Consider the following 16,035-nt stretch of genomic DNA (forward strand, 5'->3'; position numbering starts at 1 on the left):
CGACCGGCAGCCCCTCGACGACGCCCGGCGCGTCCGCGAGGGGCTGCTGGCCGTCGGGTACGACGCCGACGGCGTCGCGGAGCTGCTCGGTCCCGTCGCCCAGCGGGCGCTGGCCCGCTCGGAGACGGTCCCCGCGCGCCGGGCGACCGCCGGCGGCTCGGCGCTGGAGCAGCTCGTCCGGCTGTGGCTGCTGCAGCTCCCGGTGCCCGAGGAGGCGGTCGCGGAGGCGCTGCCGGTCGAGGCCGCGCTGCGGCTCGGCCTGGTGGCCCGCGACGGCGCGTCGCTGCGGGCCCGGCTCGACGTGCGCCCGTACGACGAGGGCTTCCTCGTCGTCTCCGACCTGGGCACCGGGCTGGACGGCGAGGTGTCGCCGCTGCCGGCCGACCACGTGCTGGGCGTCGGCGGCGCCTCGACGTCGCTGGCCGAGCTCACGGTCCGCCCGCCCGTGGGCCGCGCGCTGGACCTCGGGACGGGCTGCGGGGTGCAGGCGCTGCACCTGTCCGGGCACGCCCGCGAGGTCGTCGCGACGGACGTCCTGCCCCGGGCGGTGCGGCTCGCCCGGCTGACCGCCGCCCTGTCCGGGGTGGAGCTCGACGTGCGCGAGGGCTCGTGGTTCGCGCCGGTGCGGGGCGAGCGCTTCGACCTCGTCGTGTCGAACCCGCCCTTCGTCGTCGGCGGGACGGCCGGGGGCGGGGAGCGGACGTACCGCGACGGGGGCGAGGCCGGCGACGCCCTGTGCGCCCGGCTGGTGCGGGAGGCCCCCGCGCACCTCACCGAGGGCGGCTGGTGCCAGCTGCTGGCCAACTGGGTGCACCGCCGGGGCGAGGACTGGCGCGAGCGGGTCGGCGGGTGGCTGCCCGAGGGGTGCGACGCGTGGGCGCTGCAGCGCGAGGTGCTCGACCCCGCGGAGTACGTCTCGCTGTGGCTCCACGACGCGGGCGACGCTGCGGGCCCGCGCTACCGGGACCTCTACGACGCCTGGCTCGGCGCCCTCGAGCGCGACGGCGTCGAGGGCGTGGGGTTCGGCTGGGTGTCGCTGCGGCGGGTCGACGCGGCCGCGCCGCAGCGCCGGGTGGAGGACTGGCCGCACGCGGTGGAGGCTCCGCTCGGCCCGCACGTGCTCGACGCCTTCGGCCGCTGGGAGTGGCTGCGAGGGCACGCCGCGGACCTGCTCGGGCAGCGGCTGCGCGTCGCCGACGGGGTGGTCCAGGAGCAGGTCGGCCCGCCGGGGGCCGAGGACCCGGAGCACCTGGTCCTGCGCCAGCAGGGCGGCCTGCGCCGGGCCGAGCGCGTGGGCACCGCCGCCGCCGGCCTGGTCGGCGCGTGCGACGGCACGGTGCCGCTGGGGGTGCTGGTCGAGGCGGTGGCCGCCGTCCTCGACGAGGACGCCGAGGGGCTGCGCGCCTCGGTGCTGCCGGTGGTGCGCACGCTCGTCGCCGACGGCACGCTCGTCCCGGCGTGAGCGCGGCCGGCGCGCGTGGGCGCGCCGCGACGGGGCACAGGGCCCCCGCGCAGGGACCGCCCTGCACGACGACCACCGGGCACGACGCGAGGAGGACCCCCATGGGCATCGAGGGCATGCAGGAGAAGGCCAGCGACGCGGGCATCGAGAAGGCCGGCGACGCGGTGGACCAGAAGACCGGAGGCAAGGGCGAGTCCCAGGTGGACAAGGCCCAGCAGGCGGCCGACCAGAAGGTCGGCGGCCAGTAGCCGCAGCGACGAGGGGGCCCGGCCGCGACGCGGCCGGGCCCCTCGTGCGTCACCCGGTCGGCGCAACGCCGCGGGCCCCCGCGGGCCGATGCAGGTGGGGTGACGGTTGACGAGAGCGCCCCCACCCCGCGGGCGGCCGGACGGACCCCGCTGCCGCGGCACGGCGCCACCGGCCTCAGCGCCCCGACCGGCGACGACGTGCGGCAGGCCCTGCGGCGGCTGCCCGGCTGCGACGCCGAGGCCGTGTGGGACCGGGTCTGCGACCGGGCGCGGGTCCCCCGGGGCGCGTACCTGCTCGAGCTCGAGGAGCTGGACCGCCTCGCGGCGGCGCTGCTGCAGGAGCCGGGCGAGGTCGGCCTCGCGGGCCGCGCCCTGGCCGTGCGCGCGGGGACCTACCGCGCGCTGGCCGGGCGGGGGGACTCCGCGCTGCGGCGCCGCGTGGACTGGGGCCGCGAGGCGCTGGAGCTGCTGCTGCGCAGCCGCCTGCAGGACGTCGAGCGGCTGCGCGCCGTCGCGCGCCTCGACCCGTTCCGGGCGGAGGTCAGGGACCGGCTCGACCGGGTCTGCCGCGACACCGCGGTCCAGTTCGGGCAGGACGCCGGCGCGGTGACGTTCGTCCTCGACGGCGCCCAGGCGGTCGCCGGCAGCCACGGCGTGGGCGGGTGGGTGCTCGAGAGCGGCGGCCTGCCCGTCGAGTGGTCCTTCTGCGCGACGACGGTGCGCACCCGCCGGCCGTACGTGGTCGAGGACGCGACCGAGGACGTGCTGCAGCGCACCCACCCCCTCGTCGTCGGCCCGGAGGGCCTCCGGTCCTACGCGGGGGCCCCGCTCATCACGGCGGCGGGGCACGTGCTGGGCGCGCTCTGCGTGGTGGGGGGCGCCGCCCGCGCCGTGTCCGCGCAGGAGGTCGCCGAGCTGCAGTCCCGGGCCGCCGCCCTCGCCGCCGACCTGGAGCGCACGGCGCCCGCCGCGGCCGCCTGACCGGCGCCGCCGCCCCGCGCGGCGCACCCGTCCGGCCGCTCAAGCAGGGGGGCCGGACGCCCGAGACCAGCAGTCGGGGGACCCGCCCCCGGACTCCGTGAGAGGCCCGCCATGCCGCAGACCGTCCCGAGCCCCCGCACCGGCCCCGCCGGCGACGCGCACGCGCGCGCCCTCGCCGCGGCCGTCGACCAGGCGCACGCCGTCGTCGAGTTCGACGTCGCCGGCATCGTGCAGGCGGCGAACGCGAACTTCCTCGAGGTCATGGGGTACGAGCTGGACGAGGTGGTGGGCCAGCACCACCGGATGTTCTGCGGTCCGGAGGTCGTGGACGACCCGGCGTACGGCGAGTTCTGGCGGCGCCTCGGCGCCGGCGAGCCGTCGACGGGGGAGGTCCGGCGCCTCGCGAAGGGCCGCCGGCCGGTGTGGCTGCAGGCGACGTACCAGCCGGTCGTCGAGGACGGGCGGGTCGAGCGGGTCGTCAAGCTCGCCGTCGACGTGACCCCCGCGAAGCTCACGGCGCTCGAGCACCTGGCCAAGGTCGAGGCGATCGACCGCACCACCGCGGTGGTGGAGTTCGACCTGCAGGGCCGGGTGCTCTCGGTCAACGCCAACTTCCTGCGCGCGGTGGGCTACGCCGAGGCCGAGGTGCTCGGCAAGCACCACCGGATGTTCTGCGACCCCGCCTACGTCGCCAGCTACGAGTACGCCGAGCTGTGGGAGCGGCTGAACGCCGGCGAGTTCGTCGCGGGCGAGGTCCGCCGGGTGACCAAGGGCGGGGGCGACCTCTGGCTGCAGGCGACGTACAACCCCGTCCTGGACCACGAGGGCAAGCCCCGCCGGGTCATCAAGTACGCCACCGACATCACCCGCGCGAAGTCCGAGCAGGCGGACTTCGTGGGCAAGATCAACGCGCTCGAGCGGTCCCAGGCCGTCATCGAGTTCGACCTCGAGGGCCGCGTGCTCACCGCGAACCGGAACTTCCTCGACGTCATGGGCTACGCCCTGGCGGAGGTGCAGGGCCGGCACCACCGGACCTTCTGCGACCCCGACTACGCCGCGACGAAGGAGTACACGGACTTCTGGGAGCGCCTCGGCGCCGGGGAGTACGTCGCCGGGGAGTTCCGCCGGATCGCCAAGGACGGCAGCACGGTCTGGCTGCAGGCCACCTACAGCCCCGTCCTGGACGCCACCGGGCGCCCGTGCAAGGTCGTGAAGTTCGCGGCCGACGTGACCGCCGAGAAGGTCCGCAGCACCGAGGTGGCCGGCAAGATGGCGGCCGTCGAGCGGGCGCAGGCCGTCATCGAGTTCGACCTCGACGGCATCGTGCTCACCGCGAACGACAACTTCCTGCGGACCATGGGCTACTCGCTGCGCGAGGTGGTCGGTCAGCACCACAGCCACTTCTGCTCCGAGGACTACACGCGGTCCGAGGAGTACCGCGACTTCTGGCTGCGCCTGGGGCGCGGCGAGCTCATCAGCGGGCGCTTCGACCGGGTGGGCAAGTACGGCCGCGAGGTCAACATCCGCGCGACGTACACCCCGATCCTCGACACCGCCGGCAACCCCTGCAAGGTCGTCAAGTACGCCTATGACATCTCCTCGACCGTGCAGCTCGAGCACCGGATCGCGGCGAGCACGACCCGCATGACCGAGCTCGTCAGCAGCCTGTCCGCGGCGATGGGCGACATCGGCGCCAGCTCCGGGGTGGCGACCGACCTCGCGACGGAGACGCACGCCAACGCCGAGCGGGGCGTCGAGGCGCTGCGGGCGAGCCTCGAGGCCATCGGGCTCATCCAGCGCTCCTCCCGCTCGATCAGCGAGATCGTCCGCGTCATGGGCGAGATCGCCAACCAGACCAACCTCCTCGCCTTCAACGCCTCCATCGAGGCGGCGCGGGCGGGCGAGCACGGCCTCGGCTTCTCCATCGTGGCCGGCGAGGTCCGCAAGCTCGCCGAGCGCTCCTCCCAGGCGGCCCAGGAGATCGGCAAGCTCATCGAGGAGTCCGCGGAGCGCGTCGAGCAGGGGTCGGAGGTGTCCAAGCGCGCCGAGGACGCGTTCGGGCGCATCGCCAGCGGCGTCGCCCGGACCAACGAGGCGATCCGCGCCATCGCCGAGGCGGCCAGGGTCCAGCAGGAGGCCTCGCGCGAGGTCGACGCCCTCGTCGGCGAGCTCGCCGCCGCGCGGGCCTCGGCCTGAGCCGGTGAGCGAGCGCGCCGGCGGTCCGCCCGCCGAGGACGACGTGTACGGGCTGCTGCGCATCGCCGGCTCCGACGTGGGCCTGCCCCTCGCGGCCCTGCGCGAGGTCGTGCCCTGCCCGCAGGTGCTCGCGGCGGTCCCCGCCCGGGCGCCGGGGCTCGTGGGCGCCATGGAGCTGCGCGGGCTCGTCGTGCCCGTGGTGGACCTCGCGGCGCTGCTCGGCGCTCCCGCGCGCGTCGGGGACGCCGGGGACGGTCCCGAGCGGGTCGTCGTCCTCGCCGCCGCCGACGACCACCTCGTCGGCGTCCTGGCCGACGAGGTGGTCGGGATCACCCGGCTGCCGGACGAGGAGCTGCTGCCGGTGCGCGCCGCCGCCCTGGACGGCGGGCCCGGGCCGCTCCTGCTGTCGCACTGGTTCCGGCACCCGGACAGCGGCGCGGTCGTCAGCGTCCTCGACGCGGCGCGGCTGCTGGCGCTCCCCGGCGTGCCCGTGGTGCGCGACCGGGCCCGGCCGGAGGAGGGCGGAGCCCTGCCGACGGGGGGGACGCCCGCGCCGGGTCTGCCCGGCACCGGTCCGCGGCTGACGCTCACCGTCGTGCGCTGCGGGGACCACGTCCTCGGCCTCGACGTCGAGCACGTCCACACCACGCTCCCCGGCGCGGAGCCCGAGCCCTCGGTGCTCGCGGGCGGCGCCTGCACCGGGACGACGACGTTCAGTGGGCGCGAGGTCCCCGTCGTCGACCCGCTGCAGGTCCTCGGCCTCGGGGCCCGCGCCGGCGTGCCCGCCGGCGCCGGGCTGGTGCTCGACACGGGGACGGGCTACGTCGTGCTCGCCGTCGACACCCTGCTGGACCTCGCCGAGGTGCCCGCGGAGGACGTCCTGCCGCTCCCGGCGTCGGCGATCGGCCGCGGGGACCTGGTCCCGGCGCTCGTGGACCTCCCCGGGGCCGGCCAGGCGCTCGTCGTGGACGGGGCCGCGCTGCGGGCCGAGCCGTCGCTGACCGCCCTGGGCTCCCTCAACACCCAGGTCGACGGGGCGGACGACCCCGCGGTCGCCGGCCTCGACGCCGACGTCGCCGGGCGCGCCGCGGCGGCCCTGGCCGCTGAGCCGCACCTGTCCTACTCCGCGGGCGCGGACGTGCTGAGCCCCGTCGGGCAGGTCGCCGAGATCCTCCCGCTGCCCGCGGACGTCACGGCCACCGGCGCGCACCCCGCGCTGCGCGGGGTGCTGGTGCACCGGCGCGCGGCCGTGCCGGTGCTCTGCCTGCCCACCCTGCTGGGGGTCGCCCCGCGCCCGGACCAGGGCGAGGGGTGCCTCCTGCTCGTCCACGGCGAGCGCGGGCCGGTGGCCTTCGCGATCGACGCGCTCCGGACGATCGTCCACCCCACCTGGCAGGACGAGGAGCGGCCCAAGGGCACCCCGTCCACACCGGGGGACGTGCTGCGGTGCAGCCCCCTGGCGGTCGTCGAGGAGCCGGCCCAGCTGCTGCCGGTCGTCGACCTGCTCGGGCTCGCCCGCATGGTGGAGGGCGCCGAGGAGGGGGACGGCGGGGACGGTGCCGCGGCGCCGCCCGGCGCCCCGCTCGCGCGGCTCGCCGGCTGAGCGCCCGGCCCCGGCGCAGGTCGGCTCAGCCCAGGGCGACCGGGGGCGCGGGGGCGGGGTCGGGGGACGTACGGCCGCGGGGGAGCCCCAGCGCGACGAGCGCGCCGAGCGCGGCGACGCCGGCGACGGCGGCCCAGGCGGTGCCGAACGAGGTGGCGCCGGCGATGGCGGGCACCCCGAGGGTGCCGGCGAGCCCGCCGGCCTGCAGGACGAGCGACTGCACCGAGAGCAGGGTGGTCCGCTGCCCGGACGGCGTCTCCTCGTGCAGCAGCTCCCCCGTGAGGGGGTCCCCGAGGCCGAGCGCGGCGTAGAGGCAGACGTACGCCCCCGCGGCGGCCCACCAGCCCGGCAGCGCGACGCAGGCCGCCGCGGCCGCGACGAGCAGCGAGGACACGACGACCCCGCGGCCGCTGCCGCGCAGCAGCCGGGCGAGGGCGGGCGCCAGGTGGGCGCCCACGGCGGTCCCGGCGAAGCCGGCCGTCACGACGGTCGAGTACGCCGCCGCCCCGGCCTCGCCGCCCAGGGTGAGCGGGGCGAGCAGCTCGGTCCCGGCGAGCACCACGCCGAGCAGCGTCGACAGGGCGGTGAGCCGCCGCAGCACCGGGTTGCGCCCGGCGAGCGCCGCGCCGGCGCGCACGGTGGCGGGCACCTCGGCGAGGGCGGCGCGCAGCCCGCCGCCGCGCGGGACGTCGGTGACCCAGCGGACCACCAGGGCCACCTGCACCAGGGCGACGGCGGCCGCGGCGAGGAAGGGCACCGACAGGCTGAGCAGGGGGTCGCCGCCGGCGTCCGCGAGCGGCACCAGGGTCAGCGCGCCGCCGCCCAGCGCCCCCAGGGCGAGGCCGGCGGAGTCGGCGGTCGCGCCGCGGGCCAGCCCGGGCTTGAGGTCCGCGTCCGCGTCGAGCGCGTGCACCGCGTCGACGTACCAGGCCTGCAGCGGGCCGGAGTCGAGCGCGCGGGCGGTGCCGGCCAGCAGCGTGCCGGCGACCAGGGCCGGCGCGGCCTGCCCCAGGGCGAGCACGAGGTTGGCCGCGGTCCCGAGGGCCACCGAGACGACGAGCACGGCGCGGCGCCCGAGCGCGTCGGCCAGCGCGCCGCTGGGCAGCTCGAGCAGGGCGCAGGCCAGGCTGTACGCCGCCCACACCGCGCCCACCTGCGCCACCGACAGGCCGCGCCCGCTGAGCAGGAGCACCTGGACGGGGATGACGAGCCCCGTGGGGAACCAGCGCAGGAAGGTGAGGACGACGTACCGGCGCCGGAGCAGGTCGAGCCCGGTCACGGCCGCTCCCCCTCGGCCCAGAAGGAGTGCAGGTGCACCACGACGCGGCGCGCGGCCGGGTCGTCGCTGCGCTCGTGCTCGAGGAGCAGCGCGGTGATGCGCCGCTTCAGGTCGGCCAGCTCCTCGGCCGTGACCTGCACCAGCAGGTCGGAGGAGGCGTGCGCCGCCTGCCACTCGCCCGGCCAGCCCGGGCCCTCGCGCCGGCGCCGGCGCAGGCCCTCGCGCAGCCCCTCCTGCTGGGCGGCCAGCAGCTCGTCGAGGGCGTCGCGGGCCTCGGGGTCGGCGAGGTCGGGCAGGTCGACGTCGGTGTAGTCGTGCCGGGCCCGCCAGCGCTTCTCCCGGCGGGAGGCCTGCTCCGGGTCGGGCTCGACGAAGCCGTACCGCGCGAGCTGGCGCAGGTGGTAGCTCGTCGCGCCGCTGGACTCGCCGAGCGCGCGGGCCAGGGCGCTGGCCGTGGCGGGCCCGTGCAGGCGCAGGTGGGCGAGCAGCCGGGTGCGGAGCGGGTGCGCCACGGCGCGCAGCACGACGGGGTCCGAGACGCGGTACGAGGTCGCCACGCTGGGGAGGCTAGACCGCCAAGGACCCTTTGCAAAGACCGCTTTGCGATCACGCGCGGCACCCGGCGGCGGGAAGGGGCGTTACCGTCGGGGGCGTTGACGGGGCAGCGGCCCCGCAGCGCCGCACCCGAGCACCAGCACCAGAAGCACCCGACGACCGGAGCACCGTGGCCCAGAAGAGCGCCCAGAAGGACGGGCAGAACCGCACCCGACGCCTCGTGATCGTCGAGTCCCCCGCGAAGGGGCAGAAGATCGCGGGGTACCTCGGCGCGGGCTACGACGTCGAGGCGAGCGCCGGGCACATCCGCGACCTGCCGACGCCCAGCGAGCTGCCGCCCGAGATGAAGAAGGGCCCGTTCGGCAAGTTCGCCGTCGACGTCGACAACGGCTTCGAGCCGTACTACGTCGTCGACGCGGACAAGAAGAAGAAGGTCTCCGAGCTGCGCCGCAAGCTCAAGGACGCCGACGAGCTGCTCCTCGCCACGGACGACGACCGCGAGGGCGAGGCCATCGCCTGGCACCTGCTGCAGGCCCTCGAGCCCAAGGTGCCGGTCCGGCGCATGGTCTTCACCGAGATCACCAAGGACGCGATCCTGCGCGCGGTGGAGAACACCCGCGAGATCGACCAGCACCGCGTCGACGCGCAGGAGACCCGGCGCATCCTCGACCGGCTCTACGGCTACGAGGTGTCGCCGGTCCTGTGGCGCAAGGTCCGCGCCGGCCTGTCCGCCGGGCGCGTGCAGTCCGTCGCGACGCGGCTCGTGGTGCAGCGCGAGCGCGAGCGGATCGCCTTCCGCGCAGCGTCGTACTGGGGCGTCGACGCCGAGCTGGCCGCCACCGGGGAGGCCCCGTTCACCACGCGCCTCGTCGCGCTCGACGGCACCCGGGTCGCCACCGGCCGCGACTTCGGCGACGACGGGCAGCTCCGGGCGCGCGAGGTCGTGCACCTCGACGAGCCGGCCGCGCAGGGCCTCGTCGCCGCCCTCGAGGGCCGGCCCTTCGCCGTGCGCTCGGTCGAGGAGAAGCCGTACACCCGCCGCCCGGCGGCGCCGTTCATCACCTCCACCCTGCAGCAGGAGGCCAGCCGCAAGCTGCGCTTCTCCTCCGACACGACGATGCGCATCGCGCAGCGGCTGTACGAGGAGGGCTACATCACCTACATGCGCACCGACTCGACGACGCTGTCGCAGTCGGCGCTGGACGCGGCGCGGGCGCAGGCCCGCGAGCTCTACGGCGCGGACCACGTGCCGGACGTGCCGCGGCGCTACGAGAAGAAGGTGAAGAACGCCCAGGAGGCGCACGAGGCGATCCGCCCCGCCGGCGAGGTGTTCCGCACGCCCGGGCAGGTGGCGCGCGAGCTGTCCCGCGACGAGTTCGCGCTGTACGAGCTCATCTGGAAGCGCACGATCGCCAGCCAGATGAACGACGCCCGCGGGTCGACCGCGACCCTGCGCTTCGGCGCGGAGCCGGGGGGCGCCTCGCCGTACCGCGACGCCGAGTTCAGCGTCTCCGGCACCGTCATCACCTTCCGCGGCTTCCTCGCCGCGTACGAGGAGGGGCGCGACGAGGAGCCGGCGCGCGACGACTCCGCCGAGGGGCGCCGCCTGCCGGTGCTCGCCGTCGGTGACCGGGTGGAGGTGCAGCGCCTCGCTGCCGAGGGGCACGTCACGAGCCCGCCGGCGCGCTACACCGAGGCCTCGCTCATCAAGGCGCTCGAGGAGCGCTCGATCGGGCGCCCGTCGACGTACTCGCCGACGATGAAGGTGATCCTCAACCGGGGCTACGTCTTCAAGAAGGGCAGCGCGCTCGTCCCGACGTGGCTGGCGTTCGCCGTGACCCGGCTGCTCGAGGAGCACTTCGGCGAGCTCGTCGACTACGACTTCACCGCGGAGATGGAGGACGACCTCGACTCCATCGCCGGGGGGCGCTCGGACCGGGTGGAGTGGCTGTCGAAGTTCTACTTCGGCTCGGGCAACGAGCTCGGCGGGCTCAAGGGCCTCGTGGAGGACCTCGGCGACATCGACGCCCGCGACATCAACACGGTCGAGGTCGGCGAGGGCATCGTCCTGCGCGTCGGGCGGTACGGCCCCTACCTCGAGCGCGGCGACCAGCGCGCGTCGGTCCCCGACGACCTCGCGCCGGACGAGCTGACGCTGGAGAAGGCCGAGGAGCTCCTCGCGGCGCCGTCCGGCGACCGCGAGCTGGGCACCGACCCGGCGACCGGCCGGGCGGTCGTGGCCAAGGCGGGCCGCTTCGGGCCGTACGTCACCGAGGTCCTCACCGCCGAGGAGGAGGCGCTGCCGGCCAGGAGCCGGCCCAAGCCGCGCACCGGCTCGCTCTTCACGACGATGACGCTCGACACGGTCACCCTCGACGACGCGCTGACCCTGCTCACGCTCCCGCGGGTGGTCGGGGTGGACCCGGCGGACGGGCAGGAGATCACCGCGCAGAACGGGCGCTACGGGCCGTACCTGAAGAAGGGGACGGACTCGCGCACGCTGCCGTCGGAGGAGCAGCTGCTCACCATCACGCTGGACGAGGCGCTCGCGGTGTACGCCCAGCCCAAGCAGCGCGGGCGCGGGCGGGCCGCCGCGCCGCCGCTGCGCGAGCTGGGCGCCGACCCGGTGAGCGGGGCGCCGATCCTCGTCAAGGACGGGCGCTTCGGGCCGTACGTCACCGACGGGGAGACCAACGCGACGCTGCGCAAGGGCGACGCGGTCGAGTCGGTGACCCTGGAGCGCGCCGCCGAGCTGCTGTCGGAGAAGCGCGCCAAGGGCCCGGCGCCGAAGAAGGCGGCGGCGCGCAAGACCGCGAAGGCGCCCGCGAAGAAGGCGGCGGCGAAGAAGGCGCCGGCGAGGGGCGCGGCGGCGAAGGGGGCCGCGGCGACGACGGCGACGACGGAGTGAGCCACCGGCCGGGGCGCCTCGTGGCGCCCCGGCGGTGCCGGCCGCCGCGGCTACGCTGACGGCGTGCCTGCAGCCCCGCGCGAGCCCGCCGTCCGCCACGCCGCGCGGGGGGCGTCCTCGCACGTGCCGGTGGCGGTGCTGCAGGTGCCGGCCTTCCGCAAGCTCTGGGTCTCGCTGACCCTGTCGAGCTTCGGCGACTGGCTCGGCCTGCTCGCCATGACGGCGCTCGCCGCCAGCCTCGCCGACGGGTCGTACCAGCAGACGAGCCTGGCCGTCGCGGGCGTGTTCATCCTGCGCCTGGCGCCGGCGATCCTGCTCGGCCCGCTCGCCGGCGCCGTCGCCGACCGCTGGGACCGGCGCAGGACGATGGTGGTCACCGACGTCGTGCGGGGCGCGCTGCTGGCCTCGATCGCGTTCGTCGGGACCCTGTGGTGGCTCTACGTCGCCACGGTCCTCATCGAGTGCGCGGCGCTCTTCTGGCAGCCGGCCAAGGAGGCGTCGGTCCCCAACATCGTGCCGCGGGACCAGCTCGAGCAGGCCAACCAGGTCAGCCTCCTCGCGACGTACGGGTCCGCCCCCGTCGCGGCCGGCGCCTTCGCCCTGCTCACCGTGGCGGGCGGCCCGCTCTCGCGCATCGGCGTGGACGCGGTCGACCTCGCCATCCTCTTCGACGCGGCGACGTTCCTCGTCGCCGCCCTCGTCATCGCCCGGCTCGACATCCCGGCGCCGCGCGGCGGGCAGGCCGTGGCCCGCGAGAGCGTGTGGCGCACGGTCGTCGAGGGCTGGCGCTTCGTCGTCGTCACGCCGCTGGTGCGCGGCCTCGTCGTCGGCATGCTCGGCGCCTTCGCCGCCGGCGGCGCGGTGGTCGGCCTCGCCCGCACCTACGTCGCCAATGTCGGGGCGGGCGACCCCGGGTACGGCGTCCTCTTCGCCGCCGTCTTCCTCGGCCTCGCCGCCGGGATGGGGGCGGGCCCCCGGCTCCTGCACGGGCTGAGCCGCCGGCGCCTCTTCGGCCTGGCGATCGCCTGCGCGGGGGTGGCGCTCGTCGTCCTGGGCCTGGTCCCCGACCTGGTCCTCGCGACCGTCGTCACGCTCCTGCTCGGGCTCATGGCGGGCGTGGCGTGGGTGAGCGGCTACACCCTGCTCGGCCTCGAGGTCGCCGACGAGGTCCGCGGCCGGACGTTCGCCTTCGTGCAGAGCATGGTGCGGGTGGTCCTCGTCCTCGTGCTGGCCGCGGCGCCGCTGCTGGCGGCGGCCATCGGGCAGCACGACGTGCGCATCGGCGACCAGGAGCTGTCGTTCACCGGCGCGAGCATCGTCTTCGTCGTCGCGGGCGTGCTGGCCACCGTCCTGGGCGTGACCTCGTACCGGCAGATGGACGACCGGCGGGGCCACCCGCTGCTGGCCGACCTCCTGCAGGTCGTGCGGCGCCGCCACCTCGACCCGGAGTCGGTCCGCCACGGCGGGCTCGGCGTGTTCGTCGCCCTCGAGGGCGGCGAGGGCGCGGGCAAGTCGACGCAGGCCGAGCGGCTGGCCGAGCGGCTGCGCGCGCGCGGGCTGGAGGTCGTCGTGACCCGCGAGCCCGGCGGCACCGCCACCGGGCGCCGGCTGCGCGAGCTGCTCCTCGACCCGGCGAGCGAGGGGCTCTCCGAGCGCGCCGAGGCGCTGCTCTACGCCGCCGACCGCGCCGAGCACGTCGCCCGCGTCGTGCGCCCGGCCCTGGAGCGCGGTGCCGTCGTCATCACCGACCGGTACGTCGACTCGTCCCTCGCCTACCAGGGCGGCGGGCGCGAGCTGGCGCGGGACGAGGTGGAGCGGCTCTCCGCCTGGGCCACCGGGGGGCTCGCGCCCACCCTCACCGTCGTGCTCGACCTGCCCCCGGACGTGGGGCTCGCCCGCGCCGGGCGCACCGGCGCCCCCGACCGGCTCGAAGCGGAGCCGCGCGCGTTCCACGAGCGGGTGCGCAGCACGTTCCTCGAGCTGGCTGCCCGGCGCCCCGACCGCTACGCCGTCGTCGACGCCGCGCGCCCCGCCGAGGAGGTCCTCGCCGAGGTGGCCGCGAGGGTCGAGGCCGTGCTGCCGGTTGCCGAGGGCGCCGCGGCTGCGCCGGGCGTGCCCGCCGGCTCCGGCGCGACGGCCGCCGCGGCGGGGGACGACGCCGGCCCGGGCGCGGCCGGCGCCGGAGGCATCGCGGCCGGGGCCGCGGGCGCTGCCGGCGCCGCGGGCGCTGCCGGCGCCGCCGGTGCTGCCGCGGGCGCCGCCGCCGCGGCGGACGCGGTCGCGCGGGGCGGCGCGGGTGCGGGCCTGCGGCGCGGGCTCGCCGGGGTGCGCGCCGCTGCGACGCGCACGGTGGCGCGGGGCGCGCGGACCGGCTCCGGCTCCGGCCCCGCCTCCGGTGGAGCGGCGGACGCCACCGGGGCGTCCGGTGCCACCTCCGCGGGGGGCGCCCCCGGGGCGTCCGCCGCGCAGGACACGAGCGGGCGGGCTGCCGGCGGCGCCACCGTCGCGCCGGGCACGGCCGCGGCCTCCGCCGCGCCGACCGCGGCGGGTGCGACGGGAGTGGTCGCGGGAGCGGGCGCGGCGGGAGCGGGCGCGGCGGGAGCGGTCGCGGGGGGAGCGGGTGCCGCGGGCGGGCGGGGCGGGGCCGACGGTCCTCACGCCGCGGACGGCGCCTCCCTCGCCGACGCGGTCGCCGAGCGCGAGCGCCGGCACCGGCGCGCCGAGAGCGCCCGCCGGGTCGCGGCGCAGGAGCGCAGGGACCGGCTGGTCGCCACCCGCGCGCGGATGGTGGCGCGCGAGCGGGCCCGGGAGGCCCGCCGGCGCCAGCGGCTGGCGCAGGACGAGGCCGAGCGCAAGCGGGCCGAGGAGGCCGCGCGCGCGCTCGCGGAGCAGGAGGCGCGCCGCCGCGAGGCGCAGGACGCCGAGCGCCGTGCGGCGGAGGAGGAGCGCCGCCGGGTCGAGGCCGAGCGCCGGGCCGTCGAGGAGGCCGCGCGCCGCGAGCGCGAGGAGCGCCGGCGGGCCGAGGAGGAGGAGCGCCGCCGGGTCGAGGCCGAGCGCCGCGCGGTCGAGGAGGCCGCCCGGGCCGAGCGCCGCGCCGCCGAGGAGGCCGCCCGCGCGGAGCGCGAGGCCGCTGCCCGGGCGGTGGCCGAGGAGCGCCGCCGCGAGGAGGAGGCCCGCCGGGCCGAGCAGGAGCGGGCGGCCGCCGCGGAGGCCGCGCGCCGCGCCGCGGAGCGCGCCCGGCGCGAGGAGGAGGAGGCCCGCCGGCGCGCGGAGCAGGCGGCGCGCTCGGCCGAGCAGGCCCGCCGCGCCGAGGAGGAGGCGCGCCGGCGCGCGACCGTCGGGGAGGCCGCTCCCCGGCACGTCCGGGGCGCGCCCGCAGCCGGTCCCGACGACCGCACGGTCGACCTCGCCCGGGTCGAGTCGTCCCGGGCTGAGCCGTCGCGGCTCGCGGGTGCGGCGGCGCGCCGCCGCCGGCGCCGCCGCAGGGACGACCTCGACGAGACCCTCGTCGACGACCTCTTCAGCCTGGCCGCCGACGACGAGCGCGGGCGGGACGAGCGGTGAGCGTGTGGGACGAGGTCGTCGGGCAGGACGCCGTCGTCGCCGACCTCGTGCGCGCGGTCGAGGCCGCGGCGCGGCAGGTGGGCGGCGCCGCCGTACCGGGGGGCGGCGCCGGGCGGCCCGGCGGGACCGGCGCCGGCAGCACCGCGATGACGCACGCGTGGCTCTTCACCGGCCCGCCGGGCAGCGGCCGCTCCACCGCGGCGCGGGCGTTCGCGGCGGCGCTGCAGTGCCCGCGCGGCGGCTGCGGCGCGTGCACGGTCTGCCGCACCGTGCGCGCCGGCACCCATCCCGACGTGCGCGTGGTGCGCACGGAGCAGCTCTCGATCCGGGTCGACGACGTGCGCGGCCTCGTGCTGGAGGCGTCGCGGCACCCGGCCGCGGGGCGCTGGCAGGTGGTCCTCGTCGAGGACGCCGACCGCCTCACCGAGCAGGCCGGCAACGCGCTGCTCAAGGCGGTCGAGGAGCCGGCGGAGCGCACGGTCTGGCTGCTCTGCGCACCGGCGCTGGAGGACGTGCTGCCGACCATCCGGTCGCGCTGCCGCCACCTGGGCCTGCGCACCCCGCCGCTCGACGCCGTCGCCGAGGTGCTGCAGCGCCGCGACGGCATCGACCCGGCGATGGCGCACTTCGCCGCGCGGGCGGCCCAGGGGCACATCGGGCGGGCCCGGCGCCTGGCCACCGACGAGAACGCCCGGCTGCGCCGCCAGGAGGCGCTGCACCTGCCGCGGAAGGTCGCGGCCCTGGACGCCGCCCTCGCGGCGGCGGCGGAGCTCGTCGAGGGCGCCGCGGACGACGCGGCGGCGATCACCGGCGGCCTCGACGAGCGGGAGACCGCCGACCTGGGCCGGTCCCTCGGCGCGGGCACCGTGGGGCGCGGGATGGTGGCCGGTGCCGCGGGCGCGCTCAAGGAGCTGGAGAAGCAGCAGAAGCTGCGCGGCAAGCGGCTGCAGCGCGACGCGCTGGACCGCGCGCTCGTCGACCTGGCCTCGGTCTACCGCGACGCCCTCGTCGTGCAGCTCGGCGCCGACGTGGGCCTGGTGAACGAGGAGGCGCGCCGCGACGTCCTCGAGCTCGCCCGGGGGACCGGCCCCGAGACGACGCTGCGGCGCATCGAGGCGGTCATGGCCTGCCGCACCGCGCTCGAGGGCAACGTCGCGCCCCTGCTCGCCGTCGAGGCGATGGTGCTCGCGCTGCGCGCGGACCCCGACGGGGAGTGACGCGGGGGCCCTGGGCTACACT

At 77.8% G+C, this 16,035-nt stretch carries 10 protein-coding genes; 8 read left to right on the forward strand and 2 right to left on the reverse strand.

Annotated features, from left to right (window positions below; genetic code table 11):
* Nucleotides 1-46 precede the first annotated feature (46 nt).
* The 5 genes from D5H78_RS01350 (at nucleotide 47) to D5H78_RS01370 (ending at nucleotide 6,490) form a co-directional block, all read left to right on the forward strand.
* A complete protein-coding gene (locus tag D5H78_RS01350) occupies nucleotides 47-1,462 on the forward strand; it encodes a DUF7059 domain-containing protein (RefSeq protein WP_425472905.1) in 1,416 nt (471 codons plus the stop codon).
* Nucleotides 1,459-1,710, forward strand: coding sequence for an antitoxin (locus D5H78_RS19035; RefSeq protein ID WP_133411976.1), 252 nt, complete (start codon nucleotides 1,459-1,461; stop codon nucleotides 1,708-1,710). The genes D5H78_RS01350 and D5H78_RS19035 overlap by 4 nt, the downstream gene beginning before the upstream one ends.
* 99 nt (nucleotides 1,711-1,809) lie before the next feature.
* Nucleotides 1,810-2,691: a GAF domain-containing protein gene (locus D5H78_RS01360; RefSeq protein ID WP_119948616.1), complete on the forward strand. Its 882-nt coding sequence runs from the start codon at nucleotides 1,810-1,812 to the stop codon at nucleotides 2,689-2,691.
* A 111-nt stretch (nucleotides 2,692-2,802) separates the two neighbouring features.
* On the forward strand, nucleotides 2,803-4,887 hold the full coding sequence (locus D5H78_RS01365) for a methyl-accepting chemotaxis protein (RefSeq protein WP_119948617.1): 2,085 nt from the start codon (nucleotides 2,803-2,805) through the stop codon (nucleotides 4,885-4,887).
* Nucleotides 4,888-4,891: 4 nt separating this feature from the next.
* Nucleotides 4,892-6,490, forward strand: coding sequence for a chemotaxis protein CheW (locus D5H78_RS01370; protein WP_119948618.1), 1,599 nt, complete (start codon nucleotides 4,892-4,894; stop codon nucleotides 6,488-6,490).
* 25 nt (nucleotides 6,491-6,515) lie between these two features.
* On the opposite strand, the gene D5H78_RS01375 is transcribed toward D5H78_RS01370, so the two are convergent.
* Together D5H78_RS01375 and D5H78_RS19515 are read right to left on the reverse strand one after the other, a co-directional pair.
* Nucleotides 6,516-7,769: an MFS transporter gene (locus D5H78_RS01375; RefSeq protein WP_133411977.1), complete on the reverse strand. Its 1,254-nt coding sequence runs from the start codon at nucleotides 7,767-7,769 to the stop codon at nucleotides 6,516-6,518.
* Complete coding sequence (locus D5H78_RS19515) at nucleotides 7,766-8,326, reverse strand: ArsR/SmtB family transcription factor (protein ID WP_119948620.1); 561 nt, start codon at nucleotides 8,324-8,326, stop codon at nucleotides 7,766-7,768. Before D5H78_RS19515 ends, D5H78_RS01375 begins: the two co-directional genes overlap by 4 nt.
* A gap of 167 nt (nucleotides 8,327-8,493) precedes the next feature.
* On the opposite strand from D5H78_RS19515, the gene topA reads away from it, so the two are divergent.
* The 3 genes from topA to D5H78_RS01395 all read left to right on the forward strand — a co-directional run bounded on the left by topA (nucleotide 8,494) and on the right by D5H78_RS01395 (nucleotide 16,013).
* Nucleotides 8,494-11,232 carry a type I DNA topoisomerase gene (gene topA, locus D5H78_RS01385; RefSeq protein ID WP_119948621.1) on the forward strand — a complete coding sequence of 913 codons (2,739 nt, stop codon included), beginning with the start codon at nucleotides 8,494-8,496 and terminating at the stop codon, nucleotides 11,230-11,232.
* 63 nt (nucleotides 11,233-11,295) lie between these two features.
* Nucleotides 11,296-14,796 (forward strand): dTMP kinase, encoded by a 3,501-nt coding sequence (gene tmk, locus D5H78_RS20190; protein WP_218566102.1) that lies wholly within the window; start codon nucleotides 11,296-11,298, stop codon nucleotides 14,794-14,796.
* Entirely contained in the window at nucleotides 14,793-16,013 is a 1,221-nt protein-coding gene (locus tag D5H78_RS01395; RefSeq protein WP_119948622.1) for a DNA polymerase III subunit delta', read from the forward strand. Before tmk ends, D5H78_RS01395 begins: the two co-directional genes overlap by 4 nt.
* Nucleotides 16,014-16,035 lie beyond the last annotated feature (22 nt).

Origin of the sequence: Vallicoccus soli, assembly GCF_003594885.1 — a bacterium.
Taxonomy (GTDB): domain Bacteria; phylum Actinomycetota; class Actinomycetes; order Motilibacterales; family Motilibacteraceae; genus Vallicoccus; species Vallicoccus soli.